Source organism: Arthrobacter sp. Y3221159, assembly GCF_059089885.1.
This window is the reverse complement of sequence record NZ_JBNHFC010000024.1, coordinates 1-21,563: the sequence shown is the minus strand read 5'-3', so window position 1 is coordinate 21,563 and position 21,563 is coordinate 1. Positions and strand designations below refer to the sequence as shown.

The following is a 21,563-nucleotide window of genomic DNA, read 5'->3' as shown; positions in this document are numbered from 1 at the left end:
GCACGTATTCTGAAAGCCGGTGGCTGAGGATTCCTCGGCCGCCGGCTTTCGGCATTGACACCTGTTTTACGAATGAAAGCACCATGACTGACGAACTCGCTGCAGACGCTGCACGCCCTGTCCCGCCCTCACCGCGCCCCCGCCGGGCCGTGCTGCTCTCCCTCTTCGCCGGGTTCGCAGTCTTTGCCTATGTCCTGGACCAGCTGACCAAGCTGTGGGTTACCTCCACCATGGTGGAAGGGGAACGGATCCCGGTCTTCCCCCCGCTGCTGCACTGGTACTTCATCCGCAACTCGGGCGCCGCGTTCTCCATCGGCGAAAACGTCACCTGGGTGTTCTCCATCATCATGGCCGTTGTCGCCATCGCCATCGTCCTCCAGATCCGGAAGCTGGGCTCGAAATGGTGGGCCCTTGCCCTGGGCCTGCTCCTAGGCGGAGCGCTGGGCAACCTTACCGACCGGCTGTTCCGGGAGCCGTCCTTCGGCATGGGGCACGTGGTCGACTTCATCCAGCTTCCCAACTTCGCCATCTTCAACATCGCCGATTCCGCCGTTGTATCCGCCGTCGCCATCATCTGCATCCTGACCCTGCGCGGGGTCGCACTGGACGGCACCCGGCTTGCCCCGGAGCGCAAGGAAAAGTCCGGCGATGCCTGAGCGGTATGTCGTTGCCGAGGAATTCGCCGGCTCCCGGGCCGACGCCGGGCTGGCCGGAATCCTGGGCGTCTCCCGCTCCATGGCGGCGACCCTGATAGCGGAGGGCCACGTGGTGAGCCGGGGCAAGGCCCTGGGCAAATCGGCAAAACTGGCTGCGGGGGACGTCCTGGACGTCAGCATGCCGGAACGGCGGGACCCGCTCGAAGTCGTGGAGGAAGTTGTGGAAGGCCTGAAGATCCTGCTGGACGACGACGATTTCGTCGTCGTCGATAAACCCGTGGGCGTTGCCGCGCACCCGTCGCCGGGCTGGGTGGGACCCACTGTAGTGGGCGGCCTCGCAGGCGCCGGATACCGTATCTCCACCTCCGGCTCGCCTGAAAGGGCCGGCATCGTGCACCGGCTCGACGTCGGAACATCCGGCGTCATGGTGGTGGCAAAGACCGAACGGGCCTACACGGCCTTGAAGCGCGCCTTCAAGGAGCGGACCGTGGACAAGGTGTACCACGCCGTGGTGCAGGGCCTGCCCGACCCCCTGACCGGCACCATCGATGCACCCATCGGCCGGCACCCCGGCCACGACTGGCGGTTCGCCGTGATCGAGGACGGCCGGGAGTCCGTCACGCACTATGAGGTGATCGAGGCGTTCGGCAAGGCCAGCCTGGTGGAAGTCCACCTTGAGACGGGCCGGACCCACCAGATCCGCGTGCACTTTTCCGCGCTCCGGCACCCCTGCGCCGGGGACCTGACGTACGGCGCCGATCCCCGCCTCGCCGCCACCCTGGGCCTGACCCGCCAGTGGCTGCACGCACGCGAACTTGCGTTCGACCACCCGGCCACGGGGGAGCGGATCCGGGTCACCAGCGACTACCCGCAAGACCTGGTGTATGCCCTTGAGGTCCTGGGGTCCGGGCGGGCCTGACACGGGCGGCCGGGGGCCAACGCTTAGAATAGTGCGGTGACTTCCAGCAATGATTCGTTTGTCCACCTGCACACCCACACCGAATATTCCATGCTGGATGGAGCAGCCCGCCTGGGAGAGCTGTTCGATGAAACCGAACGCCTGGGCATGCCCGCGCTGGCCACCACGGACCACGGGTACCTGTTCGGCGCCTTCGACTTCTGGCAGAAGGCCCAGGCCAAGGGCATCAAACCGATCATCGGCGTCGAAGCCTATGTGACTCCCGGCACCGCGCGCACGGACAAGGAGCGTGTCCGCTGGGGGGACGAGTCGCAGCGCAAGGACGACGTCTCCGGCGGTGGCTCCTACACCCACATGACCCTGCTGAGCTACAACAACGTGGGCATGCGGAACCTCTTCCGGGCCTCGTCCATCGCCTCGCTTGACTCTGTCTTCGGCAAATGGCCGCGCCTGGACCGCGAGCTCCTCAACACCTACTCCGAGGGTCTCATCGCCACTACCGGCTGCCCGTCCGGGGAAGTGCAGACCAGGCTCCGGCTGGGCCAATACCGCGAAGCGCTGGAGGCGGCCGCCGAGTTCCGGGACATCTTCGGCGCGGAAAACTACTTCTGCGAACTGATGGACCACGGCCTGGACATCGAACGCCGCGTCACCGGCGACCTGCTTCGGCTTGCCAAGGAACTCAACCTGCCCCTGGTGGCCACCAACGACCTCCACTACACCCATGAACACGACGCCAAGGCCCACGAGGCGCTGCTGGCCATCCAGTCGGGTTCCACCCTGCTGGAGCCCACCTACGACAACGGGGGTTCGCGCTTCGCCTTCTCCGGCAGCGGCTACTACCTGAAGTCCCCGCGGGAGATGCGGGAACTCTTCCGCGACCACCCCGAAGCCTGCGACAACACCCTCCTGATCGCCGAACGCTGCGAGGTGTCCTTCAACACGGACGCCAACTACATGCCCCGGTTCCCCTGCCCGCCCGGCGAGGATGAGACCTCCTGGCTGGTCAAGGAAGTGGACAAGGGCCTGCAGTACCGCTACCCGAAAGGCGTGCCGGACGAGGTCCGCAAGCAGGCCGACTACGAGCTCGGCGTCATCACCTCAATGGGCTTCCCGGGCTACTTCCTGGTGGTGGCCGACTTCATCAACTGGGCCAAGAACAACGGCATCCGGGTGGGGCCGGGCCGTGGTTCCGGCGCCGGCTCCATGGTGGCCTACGCGATGCGCATCACCGACCTCGACCCCCTGCGGCACGGCCTGATCTTCGAACGCTTCCTCAACCCGGACCGTGTCTCCATGCCCGACTTCGACGTCGACTTCGATGACCGTCGGCGGCCCGAGGTCATCGACTACGTCACGCGCAAATACGGCGACGAGCGCGTGGCGATGATCGTCACCTACGGCACCATCAAGACCAAGCAGGCGCTCAAGGATTCCTCCCGCGTGCTCGGCTACCCCTTCAGCATGGGCGAACAGCTCACCAAGGCCCTGCCGCCCGCCGTCATGGCCAAGGACATTCCGCTCGCCGACATCCAGAACCCGGAAGCGAAGCGCTACAGCGAGGCAGCCGATTTCCGCCAGCTGATCGCCACCGATCCCGAAGCCGCGAAGGTGTTCGAAACCGCGCTCGGCATCGAAGGGCTGAAGCGCCAGTGGGGCGTCCACGCCGCCGGCGTGATCATGTCCTCGGATCCGATCATCGACGTCATCCCGATCATGCGCCGGTTCCAGGACGGGCAGGTGATCACCCAGTTCGACTACCCCACGTCCGAGGGACTGGGCCTGATCAAGATGGACTTCCTGGGCCTGCGGAACCTGACGATCATTTCCGACGCCCTCGAGAACATCAAGATGAACCGCGGCATCGACCTGGACCTCGAAAACCTCGAGCTGGACGACGCCGCCTCCTACGAGCTGCTGGCCCGCGGCGACACCCTGGGCGTGTTCCAGCTCGACGGCGGCCCCATGCGGTCCCTGCTCAAGCTCATGAAGCCTGACAACTTCGAAGACATCTCCGCCGTGCTGGCGCTCTACCGGCCCGGCCCCATGGGCGCCAACGCCCACACGGACTACGCGCTGCGCAAGAACGGGATCCAGGAAGTCATCCCCATCCACCCGGAACTCGAAGAACCCCTCTCGGAGATCCTCGGCGGAACGTATGGCCTGATCGTGTACCAGGAGCAGGTTATGGCCGTGGCCCAGAAGCTTGCCGGCTACTCGCTGGGACAGGCAGACATTCTCCGCCGCGCCATGGGCAAGAAGAAAAAGTCCGAACTGGACAAACAGTTCGCCGGCTTCTCCAAAGGCATGCAGGACAACGGCTACTCCATGGACGCCGTCAAGACCCTGTGGGACATCCTGCTGCCCTTCTCCGACTACGCCTTCAACAAGGCCCACTCGGCCGCTTACGGCGTGATCTCCTACTGGACTGCATACCTCAAGGCGCACTATGCGCCGGAGTACATGGCCGCCCTGCTCACCTCCGTGGGTGATGACAAGGACAAGTCCGCCATCTACCTCAACGAATGCCGACGCATGGGCATCACCGTGCTTCCGCCGGACGTCAACGAATCCGCCCTGAACTTCACCCCGGTGGGCAACGACATCCGCTTCGGCATGGGTGCCATCCGGAACGTCGGCGTCAACGCGGTGGAGGCCATGGTGGCGGCCCGCGAAAGCGAGGGTGCCTACACGTCCTTCAAGGACTACCTGATGAAGGTCCCGGCGGTGGTCTGCAACAAGCGCACCATCGAATCGCTGATCAAGTCAGGCGCCTTCGATTCACTGGGGCACACCCGACGCGCCCTGGCCATGGTCCATGAAGAGGCCATCGATTCGGTCATTACCCTGAAGCGGAACGAGGCGATCGGCCAGTTCGACCTCTTTGCCGGGATCGGGGAAACCGAGTCGGAGTCGTCCCTCAGCATCGACATCCCGGATCTGCCGGAGTGGGAGAAGAAGGACAAGCTGTCCTTCGAACGGGACATGCTTGGCCTGTACGTCTCCGACCACCCGCTGCAGGGCCTCGAAGGCCTCCTCAGCCAGCACGCGGAGATGAGCATCACGTCGGTGCTGGGGGAAGACGGGCCGCAGGACGGCGCCATCATCACCATCGCCGGAATGATCACGTCCCTGAGCCGCCGGATTGCCAAGGCCAGCGGCAACGCCTACGCCCGGGCGGAGGTTGAGGACCTGGGCGGTTCCATGGAAGTGATGTTCTTCGGCCAGGTCTATGGTCCCATCGCGTCGGTGCTGGCCGAGGACCTGATCGTGGTGGTCAAGGGCCGCCTGCAGAAGCGGGACGACGGCGCGGTGACGCTGAACTGCATGGAGCTTTCCGTCCCGGACCTGAGCGAGGGCATGAACGGTCCCCTGGTGATCACCATGCCCACGCACAAGGCCACGGAGGCCGTAGTCACTGAGCTGGGCGACGTGCTGCGCACCCACCGGGGCAACTCCGAGGTCCGCCTGCACCTGCAGGGCGATACCCGCACGGAGGTCATGGCCCTGCCCGTGCACCTCCGGGTGAACCCCAGCCCGTCCCTGTTCGGCGACCTCAAAGTGCTGCTCGGTCCGGCCTGCCTGGACGCCTGACAAAGCCGCGGACGACGACGGGCTGCACGTTCCGCCGTCGTCCGCGGTTCGCGGCGGGAAGCGTCAGATCTCGTAGTCCAGGGGCATGGGCTGCCCGTAGGCGCCGCCGTGGTACAGCAGGGGCGACCCTTCGCCGCCCACCTGGCCGTCAATCACCTGGACCACCACCACTGCGTTGTTCTCGAAGGAGAGCCGCATCTGTACCTCGCCGACGAGCCAGCCGGCAACGTCCTTCAGGATGGGCACGCCGTGCGGCCCGATCTCCCAGTGGTTGCCTTCGAAGCGGTTGCCCGGGCGGGCAAAGCGAGCGGCCAGTTCCTGGTTCTCCAGCCCCAGCATGTGGACGCCCAGGTACTGCGTGTTGGCCACGGCCGGCCAGGACCTGGAGCTGCGGGCCATGTTGAATGTGAACCGCGGCGGTTTGGCTGACAGCGACGCCACCGACGTTGCAGTGAACCCGTAGGGCTCGTCCTGGTAGTTCACCGTGATGATGGCAACCCCCGCGGCATGGCGCCGGAACATCTCCCGGAACGTCTGCTCGAAGGGCGCGCTGTTGTCGGCCACCGGAAACTCCTGACAGTGGATGGGTGCTTCCCTCCAAGCGTATTGTCAGCAGGCTCCACGGGGGAATCGCCTGGCGGTGCGGGTCTGCGCGTTGCGCCGCCGGAACGTTTGTTAAGGTTTGTTGCATGGTCAAACCTTTCCGCCGTGCTTCCTCGCGGCTGCCGTGGGCCCTGCTGGCGGTTCCGGCGGCGGCGGGTGTCCCGGCAGGCATCCTTTGGTGGGTGCTCGCGCCCGGCGGCCTGAACCTGATCACCAGGGATCCCGGCCTCGCAGCGGGGACCAACCCGGCAGTCTGGCTGCCGCGCGACCTGACCCTTGCCGCCATCCTGGTTGTTGCCGGCTGCATGCTGGGCGTCTTCCTGGCGGACAAAAAACGCGCCAACCCGCAGGCGGCACTGCTGCTGGGGCTCGGCGGCGCCATTGCGGGCAGCGTCCTGGCATGGCAGGCAGGCGTGCTGTCCGCCAGCCTTTGGGGACCGGCGGTGGATGCATCCGCCAACGCGAGCATCGCCTTCTCGCTCCGGGCTCTGCCGGTGCTGCTGCTGTGGCCGGCGGCTGCGGCGATCTCCGTCTTCGTGCTGGAACTGCAGGATTTGCTGGGAAAGAAGCCAGGCAGCGGCGCCGACGCGGCCGGTCCCGCCCCGGGCCGTACCGCACCATGACGGCAGCCACAGCAGCGGGCCGTTGGCAGGGGCACCCGCTCCGGCCCGTAAAATGGTGCGGTGACCATTTCTTCGGAGTTTCCCGCCCCCGCGACTGCCGCCGTGAACTTTCGCACCATTGATGTGCGGGGACAAAGCCTCACCCTCGCTGGCCTGCGCGCAGCGGTGCCGCGGGCCAAGGGCCAGACTGTTGCCGACGCCGAAGAAAAAGTCCTGGACATCATTGCTGCCGTCCGGCGCGGCGGCTTCGCGGCCCTCGGCGAGTTGGCGCTCCGCTTCGATGGCGTGACCCAGGAGCACCCCCTGGTTCCGCAAGACGTCCTCGCGGGCGCACTGGAACAGCTGGACCCGGCGGTGCGTGCGGCCCTTGAGGAATCCATCAGCCGGGCACGCAGGTTCGCGGACGGGCAGCGCCCGCGCAACGTTGACGTGGAACTGGGGGACGGCGCCGTGGTCAGCCAGAACTGGGTGCCGGTGGCGCGGGTGGGGCTGTATGTGCCTGGCGGCCTCGCCGTGTACCCGTCCTCGGTGATCATGAACGTGGTTCCGGCTCTTGCCGCCGGGGTGGAGTCCATTGCCCTCGCTTCACCCCCGCAGAAGGAATTCGGCGGCCTGCCCCACCCCACCATCCTTGCTGCGGCAGCGCTGCTCGGCATCACCGAGGTGTACGCGATCGGCGGGGCGCAGGCCATCGCCGCCTTCGCCTACGGCGTGGCGGAAACGCCTGCCGGTCCTGCCCTCGAGCCCGTGGATGTGGTGACGGGTCCGGGCAACATCTTCGTGGCCACCGCCAAGCGCCTGGTCAAGGGCGTGGTCGGTATCGACTCCGAGGCCGGCACCACGGAGATCGCCATCCTGGCTGATGCCTCGGCCCAGCCCGCGCTCGTCGCCGCGGACCTGATCAGCCAGGCCGAACACGACCCCCAGGCAGCCTCAGTGCTCATCACCGATTCGGAGGACCTTGCCTCCGCAGTCCGGGCTGAACTCGACCGGCAGGCTGCCGCCACCAAGCACTCGGACCGGGTGCGCGAGGCGCTCTCGGGGCCGCAGTCAGGCGTCGTCCTGGTGGACGGCCTCGACCAGGGTATTGCCGCCTGCGACGCCTACGCCGCGGAACACCTGGAGATCATGACCCGCGACGCGTCTGCTGTCGCCGCCCGGATCCGGAACGCCGGCGCCATCTTCGTGGGGGACTACAGCCCGGTCAGCCTGGGAGACTACTGCGCGGGCTCCAACCACGTGCTTCCCACCAGCGGCACGGCCGCCTTCTCGTCCGGGCTCAACGTGACCACGTTCCTGCGCGCCATCCAGGTGGTCAACTACAGCCGTGAGGCGCTCAAGGAAGTCAGCGGCCACATCGTGAATCTCTCCCGCGCGGAGGATCTTCCGGCTCACGGCGACGCCGTCACCGCGCGGTTTCCGGAGGACTAGCACTACATCTGGTAATTACAGGCTTGTTATTACGCTACATATGCCCGTAAACTGGAAGGCGCTACAGCGCGGATCTTCCGCGCGCTCATTTGGGATATCCCGGCAGCGGGACAATGCGAGGGAGGGACACCATGTACTGTCCGTTCTGCCGCAACCCTGACTCCCGCGTGGTGGACAGCCGCATGGCGGATGACGGCTCGGCCATCCGGCGGCGCCGGCAGTGCCCCGAGTGCGGCCGCCGGTTCACCACGGTGGAAACCACCAGCCTCTCCGTCATCAAGCGCTCCGGCGTGGGCGAGCCCTTCAGCCGCAGCAAGGTGATCAACGGCGTGCGCAAGGCCTGCCAGGGCCGGCCCGTCAGTGAGGATGACCTCGCGCTGCTTGCCCAGGAAGTGGAGGAGCAGATCCGCGCGTCCGGCGCCGCGGAAATCGACGCACACGAGGTCGGCCTGATTATCCTGGGGCCGCTGCAGAAGCTGGACAAGGTGGCCTACCTCCGGTTCGCCAGCGTCTACCAGGCCTTCGAATCCCTCGAGGATTTCGAAACGGCCATCTCCCTGCTGCGCCACGAGGCGGAGCAGGATGCCAAGGGCGCGCCGGCGAAAAACGCCAAGGGCACGGAGAAAAGCCCCCTCTAATCTCCGGTGGCCGCAGCGGAGGGGAAGCCGCAGCCGCCACCGGCACATAAGACAGGACGCCCCCTTCCGGTACCGGAAGGGGGCGTCCTGTCTTTAAGCGTCGTCCGTTCCCGGACTACTTTGCCAGCTTGTGCTTCAGTGCGATCTCGATGGCGGCGCCCACGATGCCTGCCTCGTTCCGCAGGACTGCGGGAACAATGGGGGTGCGCAGTTTCAGCTTGGGCAGGTACTCGTCCGCGCGCTTGGAGATGCCGCCGCCAACGATGAACAGTTCGGGGGAGAACAGGAACTCCACGTGGGAGAAGTAGCGCTGCAGCAGCACGCTGTACTCGTCCCAGGTCAGGCCGTCCCGTTCACGTGCCACCGCGGATGCTTTCGTTTCGGCGTCGAAGCCGTCGATTTCCAGGTGGCCCAGTTCGGCATTGGGGACGAGCTTGCCGTCGAAGATGAAGGCTGAGCCGATGCCCGTACCGAGGGTGATCACCAGGACGGTACCGCCGACGCCCGCGCCGGCACCGTAACGGGCCTCTGCGAGGCCTGCCGCGTCGGCGTCGTTAATGACCTCGACGGGCCGGTTGAGCCGTGCGGTGAGCATGGCGTCGATGTCTGTCTCCAGCCAGCTCTTGTCGACGTTGGCCGCTGAGTGCACCACCCCGTGCTGGATGATGCCCGGGAAGGTGACGCCGACCGGGGAACCGGCGGCGGGCGCCTCGGGGCGGGCCGAAAGTTCAGCCACCACCAGGGCCACGGCTTCCGTCACGGACTCGGGAGTGGCGGGCTGGGGGGTGGGAACCCGGAACCGATCACCTACCAGCTTGCCCTTCTTGAGGTCGACAATGCCGCCCTTGATTCCCGTGCCTCCGATGTCGATGCCGATCAGCGGGGCGTTCTTGTGCGACTTCTCGTCCTTCTTGGCCAAAGTGGGTTTCCGTTCGTGGCAGGTGCGGGCAGGAAAAGGGCGGCCGGTGGCCGGCCCCGGAAAGGATATCCGGCCAGGGGCCGGTGGTTCAGTTCATCAGGGGTGTGAGCACGCCAGGCATGCGTGCGGCACTCAGGGCAGGGTGAGGATCTCGGCACCGGATTCGGTCACCAGCAGCGTGTGCTCGAACTGGGCGGTGCGCTTGCGATCCTTGGTGACCACGGTCCAGTCGTCCGCCCACATGTCCCACTCCACGGTGCCCAGCGTGAGCATCGGCTCGATGGTGAACACCATGCCGGCCTCGATGACGGTGCTGTAGCCCGGGGCTGCGTCGTAATGCGGGATGATCAGTCCGGTGTGGAATGCTTCCCCTACGCCGTGGCCGGTGAAATCGCGGACCACCCCATAGCCGAACCGCTTGGCGTAGGACTGGATGGCCCTGCCGATGACGTTGATCTCACGGCCGGGGGCTACGGCCTTGATGGCCCGGTTCAGCGACTCCTGTGTGCGTTCCACCAGCAGGCGGGATTCCTCGTCCACATCGCCCACCAGGAAGGTGTAGTTGGTGTCGCCGTGGACGCCGTTGATGTAGGCCGTGATGTCGATGTTGAGGATATCGCCGTCCTGGACCACTGTGCTGTCCGGAATGCCGTGGCAGATGACCTCATTCAGCGAGGAGCACAGCGACTTCGGAAATCCCCGGTAGCCGAGGGTGGAGGGGTAGGCATTGTGGTCCAGGAGGAACTCGTGGCCCACCTTGTCCAGCTGGTCCGTGGTCACGCCGGGCTGGATGTGTTTTCCCACTTCAACGATGGCCTGCGCGGCGATTTTTCCGGCGATGCGGATCTTCTCGATCGTTTCGGCTGACTTCACCTCGGACCCCGTGAATTTGGCGGGGGCGGGCCTGCCGACATACTCCGGGCGGGGGATGGACGCCGGGACGGAACGCTGCGGGCCTACGGTACCGGGGGTGAGGGTGCCGATGGGTGCAGTGGAGGCAAGGGAAGGCATAGATTGATCATATAAGGCACCACAGAACGCCTAACAACCGGGAGCCGTGCAGGGCGCGCGTATGCATTTGTGTTACGCGGGTCACGCCGCAGCTTCCCTGCCTGCCGGAACGGGAGCAACGATGACTGAGTACTGGTACAACATCAGGACCCACGAGGTGGAAGAGGACCGACTCTCAGACTGGAGCCAGCTGATCGGGCCCTACCAGACACGCGAAGATGCCGAGCACGCCCTTGAGAAGGTCCGGGCCCGCAACGAGGCGTGGGAAAAAGACGACGACGACTGACGGCAAGCGGTATTGCCTGGCCCGCGGCGCGTCCTGCGGGAGCAGTCGCTGTCAGAAAGAGTGCTCCGGGCCAGGGAACTGCCCGGACCGCACGTCGTCGCCATAGGCCGTAGCGGCATCGAGGAGCGTACTGCGCAGGTCGGCGTACTGCTTGACGAACTTGGCCATCCGGCCGCCCCGCAGGCCGGCCATGTCCTGCCAGACGAGGACCTGGCCGGTGGTTTCCTTGCCTGCGCCGATGCCCACGGTGGGGACGCTGACCGCTGCATCCACGGCAGCCGCCGTCTGGGCCGGCACCATCTCCATGAGCACGCAGAATGCGCCGGCATCGGCAAGGGCCACCGCGTCGTCGATCAGGCGCTGGGCGTCGTCGCCCCGGCCCTGTACCCGGTACCCGCCCAGGGCGTGCTCGCTCTGCGGAGTGAAGCCGATGTGGGCCATGACGGGGATGCCTGCCTGCACCATGGCCCGGACGGTGGAGGCGTAGTACTGGCCGCCCTCGATCTTGACGGCGTGCGCCAGGCCTTCCTTCAGGAACCGGACCCCGGCGGCCACGGCCTGCTCCGCGGAAACCTCGTAGCTGCCGAACGGCAGGTCTGCCACCACCAGTGCCCGCTTGGCGGACCTGGCGACGGCGCGGCACAGCGGAAGCAGTTCGTCCACCGTGACGGGAAGGCTGGTCTCGTTGCCGAACACGTTGTTGGACGCCGAGTCGCCCACCAGGAGGACCTCGATGCCGGCGGCGTCGAAGATTTCGGCCGTGTACTGCTCGTAAGCGGTCAGCATGGCGAATTTGGTGCCGTCGCGCTTGGCCTGCTGCAGGTGGTGGATGCGTACCTTGCCCGGCTTGGCTGCCGGGCCGGGTGCCGGTGCCTGCGCAGGCGCGTTGCCGTAGGGTGCGGGGACTTCGGCGGACGCGCTGGAGTTCGAGCTGTTGCTTGAGGCCATGGCATGAGCGTAGTGCGGTACCTGCCGTCCTAGCTACATGGCCTGGGCCGCGTGCGGGGTGATAAGGGTCATATGCGCTGGGCGCCCACATATGTTGCCCGGACTACGCAGAGCCCGACGGCGGCCCTCTCCGGGATGCCGCGGGTGTTAACGCTGTGTTACGCGCGGCGCAGACGCCAGCATTGGCGCCGAATGCTTAGTACAGTGTTTGTGAACTGCTGCCGGCTTCCCCCAATCACCGCGGACCCCGGAGCATGGACGTTGACCGGAGAAGAGGCCATCATGGACCGCCAGCAAGAGTTTGTCCTGCGCACAATCGAAGAGCGCGACGTACGTTTCGTGCGCCTGTGGTTCACCGACGTCGTAGGTTCGCTCAAGTCTGTTGCCCTGGCGCCGGCCGAGGTCGAAGGCGCCTTCGAGGAAGGGCTGGGCTTCGACGGCTCGGCCATCGAGGGCCTTGCCCGTGTCTTCGAATCGGACATGCTGGCACAGCCTGACCCGTCAACGTTCCAGATCCTGCCCTGGCGCGGCGAGACGGAGCAGACATCGCGCATGTTCTGCGACATCCTTACCCCTGACGGCGAACCCTCCGCGGCTGATCCGCGCAACGTCCTGAAGCGGACGCTCGCCAAGGCCGCCGACATGGGCTTCACCTGCTACACCCACCCGGAAATCGAGTTCTACCTGCTCAAGTCGCAGGAGCTCGGCCCGGACGGAGCGCCGGTGCCGGTTGACGAGGGCGGCTACTTCGACCACGTCCCGGGCGGCGTTGCCCAGGACTTCCGCCGCACCGCGGTGACCATGCTGGAATCAGTCGGCATCTCCGTGGAGTTCAGCCACCACGAAGGCGGACCCGGACAGAACGAGATCGACCTCCGCTACGCGGATGCGCTGCAGACCGCGGACAACATCATGACCTTCCGCACGGTCATCAAGGAAGTGGCCCTGCAGCAGGGCACCTACGCTACCTTCATGCCGAAGCCGTTCACGACCCACCCGGGCTCCGGCATGCATACGCACTTCTCCCTGTTCGAAGGGGACACCAACGCGTTCTACGAGGCCGGCGCGGAATTCCAGCTGTCCAAGACCGCCCGCCAGTTCATCGCCGGCATCCTCAAGCACGCTCCGGAATTCACCGCCGTGACCAACCAGTTCGTGAACTCCTACAAGCGCCTCTGGGGCGGCGGCGAGGCTCCCAGCTACCTGAGCTGGGGCCACAATAACCGCTCGGCCCTGGTCCGCGTTCCGCTGTACAAGCCGGGCAAGGGCCAGTCCGCCCGGATCGAGTACCGCGGCATCGACTCGGCCGCGAACCCTTACCTGGCATACGCGGTGCTGCTCGGTGCCGGGTTGAAGGGCATTGAGGAAGGCTACGACCTTCCGGCGGCCGCCGAAGACGACGTCTGGTCGCTGAGCTCGGCAGAACGCCGCGCCATGGGTCACGACCCCCTGCCGGCCAGCCTGCACGACGCTATCCGCTCGATGGAGGATTCCGAGCTGATGCCGCAGATCCTGGGCGAGCAGGTGTTCGAGCACTTCCTGCGCAACAAGCGCGCGGAGTGGCAGGACTACCGGCTGCAGGTCACGCCCTACGAACTGCAGCGCAACCTCGGCATCCTCTAGGCGGCGGGCGTGAGCCTGGCACGCCGCCTGATCGCGGCTGGTTTCAGCGACCTGGACAAAGGCGAACGGTTCCTGGCCGCCCGGGAACTCGAAGGCCTGGACCAGGACACGCTGTTCGCCGGACTGCAAATGGCGGCCAGCCCGGACACCGCCCTGCAGTCCCTGGTCCGGCTGATCGAAAAGCATCCGGACCTCCGGGAACTGGCTGGTGCCGAGCCAGACACCAGCGAGCCGCTGTACCGGGTGCTGGGCGCATCCGAGGCGCTGGGCGAGTTCCTCATCCGGCATCCCGAGCATCTCGAAGCCTTCAATGTCCGGGCCAGTCCCGAACCGTTGCCGGGAGACCCGGAGAAGCTGCGCGCAACCCTGCTGCAGTCCGTAGGGGCAGACCCGCGGGCAGTGCGGCCAGTTGCCGCAGCAACCGGGCCGGATGCCTACGCAGCCCTGCGCACCGCCTACCGCAGGGGAGTGGTGGACCTTGCCGTCAAGGACCTGTGCGCGGCAGACCCCCTCGACTTCCTGCCCTCGGTGGGAGGGGAACTTGCAGACCTTGCCGGTGCCGCCATCGAGGCCGCACTGGCAGTTTCCCGGGCCGAGGCCGCCGAACAGTACGGCGCCCCTGATGTGGCGGAGGTCGGGCTGGCCGTGATCGGCATGGGCAAATGCGGGGCGCGCGAGCTGAACTACATCTCCGACGTCGATGTCATTTACGTGGTGGATAGCGGAGGGCTGGAGGACGCCCGGGCCAACACCATCGGCACGGCGCTGGCCAGCGGCATCTCCCGGGCCATCTCCTCGGTGGCGCGGGAACCCGGCCTTTGGGAGGTGGACGCCAACCTGCGGCCCGAGGGCAAGTCGGGACCCCTGGTGCGCACGCTGGCCTCTCATGAGACCTACTACGCGCGCTGGGCGGAGAGCTGGGAGTTCCAAGCGCTACTGAAGGCCCGGACCATCGCCGGGGATGCCGAACTGGGGCGGCGGTACGAGGACGCCGTGGAGCCGCTGATCTGGAGTTCGGCGGGCAGGGACGGCTTCGTGGAATCTGTCCAGGCCATGCGGCGCCGGGTCACCGAGCACATTCCGGCGGCGGAGGAACAGCGGCAGATCAAATTGGGCCGCGGCGGACTGCGGGACGTCGAGTTCACCGTCCAGCTGCTGCAGCTTGTCCACGGCAAGGCGGATGAGACCCTGCGACGCCGGGACACCACCTCCGCGATTGCGGCCCTGTCCGCGGGTGGCTACATCGGCAGGTCCGACGCCGCCGCCTTCGACAACGCCTACCGGTACCTGAGGCTGCTGGAGCACCGGATCCAGCTGTTCCAGCTGCGCCGGACCCACCTCATGCCCGTTGCCGAGCCAGCGCTTCGGGCGCTGGCCAAAGCCGTCCTGGGCCCGTTCTCGAATGAGCGGCCGCATCCCGACGCGCTGCTGGCCGCCTGGCAGAAGACCAAGCGCTCCGTGCGGGAACTGCATGAGCGGATCTTCTACCGGCCCCTGCTGAATACCGCCGCCAGGCTCAGCAGCGAAGATGCCAGGCTCACCCCGGAAGCTGCCCAGGGCCGGCTTGCTGCCCTCGGCTATCGGGACCCGCAGGGCGCCATGCGGCATATCGAGGCTTTGACGGCTGGAGTCAGCCGGCGGGCGGCACTGCAGAAGCAGCTGCTTCCAATCCTCCTCGACTGGCTCGCGGAAGGAGTGGACCCCGACGCCGGCCTGCTCGCCTTCCGGCGGGTCAGCGAGGCCCTGGGCACCACGCACTGGTACCTCGGCATGCTTCGGGACTCCAATGCCGCTGCCGAGCGCCTCTGCCACATGCTCTCGAACTCACGGCTGATCGCGGACCTGCTGGAAGTTTCGCCTGAGTCGGTTGCCTGGCTCGGCCAGGACAAGGACCTGGTGCCGGTGCCGTTCGAGGCGCAATGGCAGGAAATCACCTCCAAAATGTCGCGGCACTCCGATCCCGAAAGTGCCATGCGCCTCATCAGGCTCATCCGGCGGCGGGAGATCCTGCGGATCGCCGTCGCCGATTCCGCCGGGCTGCTGGATCAGGACCAGGTGGGCACCGCGCTGGCCGACACTGACAGGGCGGCAGTCCTGGGCGCCCTCCGCGTGGCCGAGGGCATCGTCTCCGCCGGCGGGCCCTTGAAGACGGCCGTGCTGGTCGTGGCGATGGGCCGCCAGGGCGGCCGCGAGATCGGGTACGGTTCGGACGCCGACGTGATGTACGTGCACCGGGCGCTCCCGGGCTACGCGGAGGCGGAGGCACAGGAACAGGCTGCCCGCATCGTCACCAAAGTCTCAAGCCTGCTGACCCAGCCCGTGAAGCCGGCCATCATGGCTGAGCGGGTGCTCCAGATGGACGCCGACCTCCGCCCGGAGGGGAAGAGCGGGGCCATGGTGCGGTCCCTGGACTCGTTCGCCGAGTACTACCGCCGCTGGTCGCTCATCTGGGAGGCCCAGGCACTCCTGCGGGCACGTCCCATGGCGGGCGACGACGACCTGGCAGCGGACTTCTTGGCGCTGATCGACCCCATCCGTTACCCCGACGAGGTGTCCGACCAGGACGTCCGGGAGATCCGCAGGATCAAGGCACGGGTGGAATCCGAACGCCTTCCCCGCGGGGCCGATCCCGCCCGCCACCTCAAACTCGGCCGCGGCGGCCTCAGCGACGTCGAATGGCTGGTCCAGCTGCTGCAGCTGCAGCACGCGGGCAAGCACCCCGAGCTGCGCACCACCTCCACGGTGGAAGCGCTGGAAGCCGCTGCCCGGCTGGAACTCCTCGGCCGTGAGGACGCGGACCTCCTGGCTCAGGCATGGCGGCTGGCCAGCCGGATCAGGTCCGCAAATGTCATCTGGAGCGGCAAGGCATCCGACCTCCTGCCGTCGTCGCGCCGCGACCTTGAGGCCGTGGCGCGGTGGTGCGGCTACGAACCGGGCCATGCGGCCGCGCTGGAAGAGGACTACCTGCGCGTCAGCCGGCGCGCCCGGGCCGTGTTCGAACGCGTGTTCTACGGGCAATAGCCGTTTTCCGGCTGCTGTCCCTTTGTCCGGGCCCGGTGCTACCTTTGGCCCATGGCAACCCAACTCTTCCTGAACCTGCCCGTCAAAGACCTCCAGCGCTCCGTCGATTTCTTCTCCGCCCTTGGCTTTTCCTTCAACCCGGACTACACGGACGAGAATGCCACGTGCATGATCGTCAACGACAATGCCTGCGTGATGCTACTGGTGGAGGACTACTTCCGGACCTTTACCTCCAAGGACGTCGCCGGCACTGCGGGGGCGGCGGAAGCCATCATGTCCTACAGCGTGGACAGCCGGGAGGCCGTTGATCAGGCGGTAAGTGCCGCCCTTGCTGCTGGCGGCACGTTGTCGGAGGATCCCCGGGACCTGGGCTTTATGTACAACCACAGCTTCCAGGATCCCGACGGGCACCTTTGGGAGGTCTTTTGGATGGATCCTGCCGGAATGGCCGACCCTGCTGCCGGCAGCACCTCCGGCACCGTCCAGTCCTGAACGGCGAAGGCGTCTGGCTCATCCCGCTGCGGGACCTCGATGCCGACGCCCAGGCCATCCAGCTCAACGAGGTAGCGCAGCTGGAGCTCAGCCCGGGCCAGGAACGCTTCGTGGGAGATCCCCTGCGGATGGCCCTGGCCGCCCTGGCCGAGGAATCGCGGCGCCCCTACGTCATTGAGTCGGACGGGCGGGCTGCGGGAGTACTCACTTTGCAGCGTGGGGCGGCACGCCTGGCTGGCTGGCCGGACGATGACAGCGCATGGCTCCTGCGGGGCTTCCTGGTGGACCGGCGGCTGCAGGGTCGCGGGATCGGCCGCCACGCAGCCGTTGCTGCCGTGGGGGCTGCCGCCCGGCTGACTGCGCGGCACCGCACCGGGGAGTCCGGCGTCGTGCTGTCCGTCAACGAAGCCAACCCCGCCGGACTTGCCGCCTACCGGTTTGCCGGATTCACTGACCACGGCCGCTACAACGGCGGCCCGTCCGGCCCGCAACGCACCATGTTCCGACGCTTCACGGATGCGGGAATGAGGTAACGGCGGCAGGGCGGCATTGCACTCCATGACGGATTGGCCGAGTATGTGGATTGGCGGTGTTCTTCAACCTTGTTGGGGGGAAGGCTGGATCAGTCTTCGTCTCGGGGGGCATTCGTCAGGGGGTCCGGCTCCCGGTCTCAGCACGTCAGGGGCCGGGCTCCCACCTTCGGGCAGCGCACCCGGCGTCATCGCGCAGGCGCCAACCTTTTTGGGCGCGGCTTATGCTTGGCCCATGTCTACCGATGAAGAGAAGGACCCTCCCGTGCCCGCTGATGTTGAAGGCAAGATCCCACGCAAGGTCCACGACCCGGACGCAGATGATCATGAGGTGCCGACCGACGCGGAACGCAACGGCACCTAGTCCGGCCGGGATAAGCCAAGAACCTTCCTGAACAGCGAAAGGCCCCGCGACTTGGGGGAATCGCGGGACCTCTCGGGCTACTCCAACATTGGGGGATTGCGAAGTAACCGAACACAAAGTTACTGGGCAGTAGCGTAGTCTCGCAAATCGAGGTTCAGCCGGGGTGCGAACGGATACACGAAAGGCGGCTACACGTTTCGGAAAACATGTAGCCGCCTGAACTCGTTCTGGAATGTGCGGACGGTCTGCGGACTATCGCCGCGCCACCCGCATGATCCGGCTAGACGCCGTAGTAGAGCTCGAACTCGTAGGGGTTCGGGCGCAGGGACAGCGGGCGGATCTCGTTCTCGTACTTGTACTCGATCCAGGTGTCGATCAGGTCCTGGGTGAACACGCCACCGGCCTGCAGGAATTCGTTGTCCTCGCGGAGGGCCTCGAGGGCCTCCTCGAGCGTGCCCGGTGCCTTGGGGATGTCCTTGGCTTCCTCGGCGGGGAGCTCGTAGAGGTCCTTGTCGATCGGCGCGGGCGGTTCGATGCGGTTGCGGATGCCGTCAATGCCGGCCATCAGCTGGGCAGCGAAGGCCAGGTACGGGTTGGAAGAGGGGTCCGGTGCGCGGAATTCGATGCGCTTGGCCTTCGGGTTGCTGCCCGTAATGGGGATGCGGATACCGGCGGAGCGGTTGCCCTGCGAGTAGACCATGTTGACCGGAGCCTCGAAGCCCTTGACCAGGCGGCGGTAGGAGTTCACCGTCGGGTTGGTGAAGGCCAGGACGGCGGAGGCGTGCTTCAGCAGGCCGCCGATGTACCAGCGGGCGGTGTCGGACAGGCCGGCGTAGCCCTTCTCGTCGTAGAACAGGGGCTGGCCACCGTTCCACAGCGACTGGTGGCAGTGCATGCCGGAGCCGTTGTCACCGAAGACGGGCTTCGGCATGAAGGTCACGGACTTGCCCCAGGCATCTGCGGTGTTCTTGATGACGTACTTGAACTTCTGCAGGTCATCGGCAGCGTGGGTCAGGGTGGTGAACTTGTAGTTGATCTCAGCCTGGCCGGCGGAGCCGACCTCGTGGTGGCTGCGCTCGACCTCGAGGCCTGCTTCGTCCAGGGCCACGCACATGGCGTCGCGCAGGTCAGCCTGCTTGTCGGTGGGGGAGACCGGGAAGTAACCGCCCTTGACGGGGGTCTTGTAGCCGAGGTTGCCGCCCTCTTCCTCGCGGCCGGTGTTCCAGTGTGCTTCCTCGGAGTCGATCTTGTAGAAGCTGCCCTGCGGGGAGGACTGGTACTGGACGTTGTCGAACACGAAGAACTCGGCTTCGGGAGCGAAGAATGCGGTGTCGGCGATGCCGGTGGACGCGAGGTAGGCCTCAGCCTTCTCTGCAACGCCGCGGGGGTCGCGGTGGTAGGGGTCACCGGTGCGGGGGTTGACGATGGAGAAGTTCAGCGCGAGCGTCTTTTCCATGCGGAAGGTGTCCAGGAACGCGGTGGTCACGTCCGGGATCAGCTGCATGTCGGACTCCGCGATGCCCTGGAAGCCGCGGATGGAGGAGCCGTCAAAGAGTTGGCCGTTGATGAAGAAGTCGGCGTCAACGCTCTTGGCGGGGACGTTGAAGTGCTGCTGCACGCCCGGAAGATCGGTGAAGCGGATATCGACGAACTTAATATCTTCGTCCCTGATGAACTGGAGGACTTCGTCCGCAGTCTTAAACATCTATGCTCCTAACGCATATGTAATATCTGGCGTGCAAGCCATCTGATCCAGCGCAATCCGAAAGCAGGGAGAACCTGCAGTTATCCCTGCTGCGTTGTCCGTGCTGTGTGCTTGTCCCTGCCGGGGAATTGCTTGAAACTGCTAACAGCCTATGGACGCGGCATTTCCCGTCCATGTCCACATTGTTTCGGGCAAGTTACAGAATGCCCCGTTAGGGCAACGCTATCGGCAGTACGCATCATGTTCCAACGCTATCCGGCATCCGGGCAGTGCGCGGGAAAGAGGCCGGTAAACTTGGACAGTGGTAGATCGCAAAGACATTGGTTCCTGGCTCAGTGGACCGGACACCTCCGGCATCTCGAAGTACCCGGGGGAGCGGCTGGGACTTCCCGAATCCGGGCCCGGGTCCATCGCACGGGCCGGCCGGCGCATCCTGGCGATCATGATCGACTGGGGCATCGCGCTCCTGATCAGCAACTTCGCCTTTGATGGAAACTCCTGGGCCACCCTGGCGGTGTTCGCCGTCGAGCAAACCCTCCTGGTGGGCACCCTCGGATACAGCATCGGGCACCGCGCCATGGGCATTGCCGTGGTGAAGCCGGGCGGCGGAGTCCCGGGCCCGCTGGCTGCCCTTGTGCGGGCCGTACTGCTTTGCCTGGTGATCCCCGCCGTCATCTTCGATCCCGACCAGCGCGGACTGCACGACAAAGCCATGAACACCCTGCTCATCCGCCGGTAAGGGCCTCCGCGCACGGCCGGCCCTGACGCGCCCCTAGAGGCGTGCGGATTCCCTCGTCGCCGCGGGGCTTGTCTCCGCAGGCACACCCCTGAGGTACCCCCGCTTACCTGCCCACCGCTCGAACAGGATGGTGGCGAACGGAAAGACTGCGGAAACACCCGCAAAAAGAGCCACCCTGAACGGCCAGCGCTGCAGCCTCCACAGGGCAAGCGCCGCAGCACCGTAGCCCACGAACAGTGCACCGTGGATCGGCCCGGCTACCTGGACACCAATCTCGGTGGTGCCTGCAATCCACTTGAAATACATGCCGATCAGCAGGGCAGCCCAGCTGATGGCTTCGGCGACGGCGAGGATCCGGAATGCGCGGATGACCAGGTTCTTTAGTGGCATGGGAACGTCCTGTCCTTGATGGGGCAGTGGAAAGAGGTTGGCAGCTGCAAGAAAAAATGCCCCGGCGGCCGGTCGGAACCGGTAACCGGGGCGTTCCCAGGCCTAGCGTCCGCGGTTGGGACGCGCCTTGTAGGGGTCGATGCCCTTCGGGATGGGGAGCCTGTTGCCCAGCGACGCGATGCGCTTGGAAACAGCATTGACTTCGACCTTGGTCAGTTCCTTCTTCAGCTTGCCCATCTTCTTGGCAACCTGGCTGAGCGGCACCTGGCCCTCGCCGCGGCCGCTCTCGATCACGTGCACGGTAACGTTGGGCAGGATCCGCGCCAGGCGCTTCCGCTCGGCATCCAGCAGCGGCTTCACGCGGTGGCTGGGGCCTTCGCTGACCAGTACGACGCCGGGGCGGCCGATGGCGCGGAACACGGCATCCTGGGTGCGCGGGTTAACAGCAACGGGCTGTTCTTCCGTAATCCAGCCGCGGCGGAGGGTTCCGAGCGCGGCACCGGAGGCGCCAGGCTGGTTCTCGATCTGGGCGAAGGCGGCGCGCTCCGCACGGCGCGAGAGGATCAGGGTTGCGCCCAGCAAACCAAGCGGGATGCCGATGATCAGGCCCGTAATCCAGTTTTCCAGCCAGAAACCCACCAGGAAGCTCACGGCCACGACACCCAGGAACACCAGCAGCATAAGCCACGGCACCATGGGATCGTGCCGGCGGGTCATGGTGAAGACTTCGCGGATCTGCTTGAGCCTGCTGGGCTTCTTGGCTTTGGCTTCTTTCGGCTTGCGCGAGAAGAGGCCGCGCTTCACTGCGCTGGAGCCCGCCGGAGTGGAGTTGCTGGAATCAGGGGATTTCGCCATAGTGCCTCAATTCTACGTGACTTAAGCCCGGGGGCCGGACGCCGAATCATCGGCGTCCGGCCCCTGCGGCACGCACTGGACTATGAAGTTGCTGCTTCCTAGGAGTGGGCTGCCAGTACGCTGGCGGCTTCCTGGCGGGTGGTGCCGGAGTCCTGGATGCCGTCGGCGATGTGGGCGAGTTCGGCGGGGATGTCGCGGCCTTTTTTGCGCATGGCG

The 21,563-nt window shown here is 66.1% G+C and carries 20 protein-coding genes and 1 pseudogene; 13 read left to right on the top strand and 8 right to left on the bottom strand.

What is annotated here, in order from left to right; translation table 11 throughout:
• The first annotated feature begins 83 nt into the window (after positions 1-83).
• Genes lspA through dnaE form a run of 3 tightly spaced genes read left to right on the top strand, consistent with a single transcriptional unit; the run spans position 84 to position 5,169 of the window.
• The gene (lspA, locus tag AC5RT3_RS18785) at positions 84-656 is read left to right on the top strand and encodes a signal peptidase II (RefSeq protein ID WP_494053472.1); all 573 of its coding nucleotides are present in this window, start codon (positions 84-86) and stop codon (positions 654-656) included.
• Positions 649-1,575, top strand: coding sequence for an RluA family pseudouridine synthase (locus AC5RT3_RS18780; RefSeq protein WP_494053471.1), 927 nt, complete (start codon positions 649-651; stop codon positions 1,573-1,575). Before lspA ends, AC5RT3_RS18780 begins: the two co-directional genes overlap by 8 nt.
• Positions 1,576-1,611: 36 nt before the next feature.
• Positions 1,612-5,169, top strand: a complete 3,558-nt coding sequence (gene dnaE / locus AC5RT3_RS18775; protein WP_494011941.1) for a DNA polymerase III subunit alpha — start codon at positions 1,612-1,614, stop codon at positions 5,167-5,169.
• Between the two features lie 63 nt (positions 5,170-5,232).
• Here the strand turns inward: dnaE and AC5RT3_RS18770 are convergent, their stop codons facing one another.
• Positions 5,233-5,733 carry a flavin reductase family protein gene (locus tag AC5RT3_RS18770; protein ID WP_494053469.1) on the bottom strand — a complete coding sequence of 167 codons (501 nt, stop codon included), beginning with the start codon at positions 5,731-5,733 and terminating at the stop codon, positions 5,233-5,235.
• Positions 5,734-5,858: 125 nt separating this feature from the next.
• Between AC5RT3_RS18770 and AC5RT3_RS18765 the strand changes: the two genes are divergently transcribed.
• The 3 genes from AC5RT3_RS18765 to nrdR all read left to right on the top strand — a co-directional run bounded on the left by AC5RT3_RS18765 (position 5,859) and on the right by nrdR (position 8,464).
• Entirely contained in the window at positions 5,859-6,395 is a 537-nt protein-coding gene (locus AC5RT3_RS18765; RefSeq protein ID WP_494124914.1) for a hypothetical protein, read from the top strand.
• A 60-nt stretch (positions 6,396-6,455) separates the two neighbouring features.
• The gene (hisD, locus tag AC5RT3_RS18760) at positions 6,456-7,826 is read left to right on the top strand and encodes a histidinol dehydrogenase (RefSeq protein WP_494053467.1); all 1,371 of its coding nucleotides are present in this window, start codon (positions 6,456-6,458) and stop codon (positions 7,824-7,826) included.
• Between the two features lie 131 nt (positions 7,827-7,957).
• A complete protein-coding gene (nrdR, locus tag AC5RT3_RS18755) occupies positions 7,958-8,464 on the top strand; it encodes a transcriptional regulator NrdR (protein ID WP_494011937.1) in 507 nt (168 codons plus the stop codon).
• Positions 8,465-8,579: 115 nt separating this feature from the next.
• On the opposite strand, the gene ppgK is transcribed toward nrdR, so the two are convergent.
• Together ppgK and map are read right to left on the bottom strand one after the other, a co-directional pair.
• Positions 8,580-9,383, bottom strand: a complete 804-nt coding sequence (gene ppgK, locus AC5RT3_RS18750) for a polyphosphate--glucose phosphotransferase (RefSeq protein ID WP_494011936.1) — start codon at positions 9,381-9,383, stop codon at positions 8,580-8,582.
• Between the two features lie 132 nt (positions 9,384-9,515).
• On the bottom strand, positions 9,516-10,394 hold the full coding sequence (map, locus tag AC5RT3_RS18745) for a type I methionyl aminopeptidase (RefSeq protein WP_494124913.1): 879 nt from the start codon (positions 10,392-10,394) through the stop codon (positions 9,516-9,518).
• A gap of 121 nt (positions 10,395-10,515) precedes the next feature.
• Here map and AC5RT3_RS18740 point away from each other — a divergent pair, with 121 nt between their 5' ends.
• Complete coding sequence (locus AC5RT3_RS18740) at positions 10,516-10,680, top strand: SPOR domain-containing protein (RefSeq protein ID WP_494011934.1); 165 nt, start codon at positions 10,516-10,518, stop codon at positions 10,678-10,680.
• A gap of 51 nt (positions 10,681-10,731) precedes the next feature.
• On the opposite strand, the gene panB is transcribed toward AC5RT3_RS18740, so the two are convergent.
• Positions 10,732-11,628 carry a 3-methyl-2-oxobutanoate hydroxymethyltransferase gene (gene panB / locus AC5RT3_RS18735; RefSeq protein ID WP_494053466.1) on the bottom strand — a complete coding sequence of 299 codons (897 nt, stop codon included), beginning with the start codon at positions 11,626-11,628 and terminating at the stop codon, positions 10,732-10,734.
• A gap of 282 nt (positions 11,629-11,910) precedes the next feature.
• Between panB and glnA (AC5RT3_RS18730) the strand changes: the two genes are divergently transcribed.
• The 5 genes from glnA (AC5RT3_RS18730) to AC5RT3_RS18710 all read left to right on the top strand — a co-directional run bounded on the left by glnA (AC5RT3_RS18730) (position 11,911) and on the right by AC5RT3_RS18710 (position 17,658).
• A complete protein-coding gene (glnA, locus tag AC5RT3_RS18730; protein WP_494011932.1) occupies positions 11,911-13,251 on the top strand; it encodes a type I glutamate--ammonia ligase in 1,341 nt (446 codons plus the stop codon).
• 9 nt (positions 13,252-13,260) lie between these two features.
• Positions 13,261-16,272 (top strand): bifunctional [glutamine synthetase] adenylyltransferase/[glutamine synthetase]-adenylyl-L-tyrosine phosphorylase, encoded by a 3,012-nt coding sequence (locus AC5RT3_RS18725; protein WP_494053465.1) that lies wholly within the window; start codon positions 13,261-13,263, stop codon positions 16,270-16,272.
• Between the two features lie 51 nt (positions 16,273-16,323).
• Positions 16,324-16,764 carry a VOC family protein gene (locus AC5RT3_RS18720; protein ID WP_494011930.1) on the top strand — a complete coding sequence of 147 codons (441 nt, stop codon included), beginning with the start codon at positions 16,324-16,326 and terminating at the stop codon, positions 16,762-16,764.
• Positions 16,761-17,297, top strand: coding sequence for a GNAT family N-acetyltransferase (locus AC5RT3_RS18715; protein ID WP_494053498.1), 537 nt, complete (start codon positions 16,761-16,763; stop codon positions 17,295-17,297). Before AC5RT3_RS18720 ends, AC5RT3_RS18715 begins: the two co-directional genes overlap by 4 nt.
• A gap of 232 nt (positions 17,298-17,529) precedes the next feature.
• Positions 17,530-17,658 carry a hypothetical protein gene (locus AC5RT3_RS18710; RefSeq protein WP_494011929.1) on the top strand — a complete coding sequence of 43 codons (129 nt, stop codon included), beginning with the start codon at positions 17,530-17,532 and terminating at the stop codon, positions 17,656-17,658.
• 280 nt (positions 17,659-17,938) lie between these two features.
• On the opposite strand, the gene glnA (AC5RT3_RS18705) is transcribed toward AC5RT3_RS18710, so the two are convergent.
• Entirely contained in the window at positions 17,939-19,363 is a 1,425-nt protein-coding gene (gene glnA, locus AC5RT3_RS18705) for a type I glutamate--ammonia ligase (RefSeq protein ID WP_494011928.1), read from the bottom strand.
• A gap of 301 nt (positions 19,364-19,664) precedes the next feature.
• Here glnA (AC5RT3_RS18705) and AC5RT3_RS18700 point away from each other — a divergent pair, with 301 nt between their 5' ends.
• Entirely contained in the window at positions 19,665-20,102 is a 438-nt protein-coding gene (locus AC5RT3_RS18700) for an RDD family protein (protein WP_494011927.1), read from the top strand.
• A gap of 33 nt (positions 20,103-20,135) precedes the next feature.
• Here AC5RT3_RS18700 and AC5RT3_RS18695 read toward each other — a convergent pair whose 3' ends face one another.
• The 3 genes and pseudogenes from AC5RT3_RS18695 to AC5RT3_RS18685 all read right to left on the bottom strand — a co-directional run.
• Complete coding sequence (locus AC5RT3_RS18695; RefSeq protein WP_494011926.1) at positions 20,136-20,492, bottom strand: DUF3817 domain-containing protein; 357 nt, start codon at positions 20,490-20,492, stop codon at positions 20,136-20,138.
• A 102-nt stretch (positions 20,493-20,594) separates the two neighbouring features.
• Positions 20,595-21,347: a DUF4191 domain-containing protein gene (locus AC5RT3_RS18690; RefSeq protein ID WP_494011925.1), complete on the bottom strand. Its 753-nt coding sequence runs from the start codon at positions 21,345-21,347 to the stop codon at positions 20,595-20,597.
• A gap of 98 nt (positions 21,348-21,445) precedes the next feature.
• Positions 21,446-21,563, bottom strand: a pseudogene (locus AC5RT3_RS18685) (lipoyl synthase); the annotation flags it as partial.

Bases quoted from the DNA above. Each gene is read 5' to 3' on its own strand.
- lspA (WP_494053472.1), top strand. From the start codon at position 84: ATGACTGACGAACTCGCTGCAGACGCTGCACGCCCTGTCCCGCCCTCA.
- AC5RT3_RS18780 (WP_494053471.1), top strand. From the start codon at position 649: ATGCCTGAGCGGTATGTCGTTGCCGAGGAATTCGCCGGCTCCCGGGCC.
- AC5RT3_RS18765 (WP_494124914.1), top strand. From the start codon at position 5,859: ATGGTCAAACCTTTCCGCCGTGCTTCCTCGCGGCTGCCGTGGGCCCTG.
- nrdR (WP_494011937.1), top strand. From the start codon at position 7,958: ATGTACTGTCCGTTCTGCCGCAACCCTGACTCCCGCGTGGTGGACAGC.
- map (WP_494124913.1), bottom strand. From the start codon at position 10,394: ATGCCTTCCCTTGCCTCCACTGCACCCATCGGCACCCTCACCCCCGGT.
- AC5RT3_RS18740 (WP_494011934.1), top strand. From the start codon at position 10,516: ATGACTGAGTACTGGTACAACATCAGGACCCACGAGGTGGAAGAGGAC.
- panB (WP_494053466.1), bottom strand. From the start codon at position 11,628: ATGGCCTCAAGCAACAGCTCGAACTCCAGCGCGTCCGCCGAAGTCCCC.
- glnA (WP_494011932.1), top strand. From the start codon at position 11,911: ATGGACCGCCAGCAAGAGTTTGTCCTGCGCACAATCGAAGAGCGCGAC.
- AC5RT3_RS18720 (WP_494011930.1), top strand. From the start codon at position 16,324: ATGGCAACCCAACTCTTCCTGAACCTGCCCGTCAAAGACCTCCAGCGC.
- AC5RT3_RS18710 (WP_494011929.1), top strand. From the start codon at position 17,530: ATGTCTACCGATGAAGAGAAGGACCCTCCCGTGCCCGCTGATGTTGAA.
- glnA (WP_494011928.1), bottom strand. From the start codon at position 19,363: ATGTTTAAGACTGCGGACGAAGTCCTCCAGTTCATCAGGGACGAAGAT.
- AC5RT3_RS18695 (WP_494011926.1), bottom strand. From the start codon at position 20,492: ATGCCACTAAAGAACCTGGTCATCCGCGCATTCCGGATCCTCGCCGTC.
- AC5RT3_RS18690 (WP_494011925.1), bottom strand. From the start codon at position 21,347: ATGGCGAAATCCCCTGATTCCAGCAACTCCACTCCGGCGGGCTCCAGC.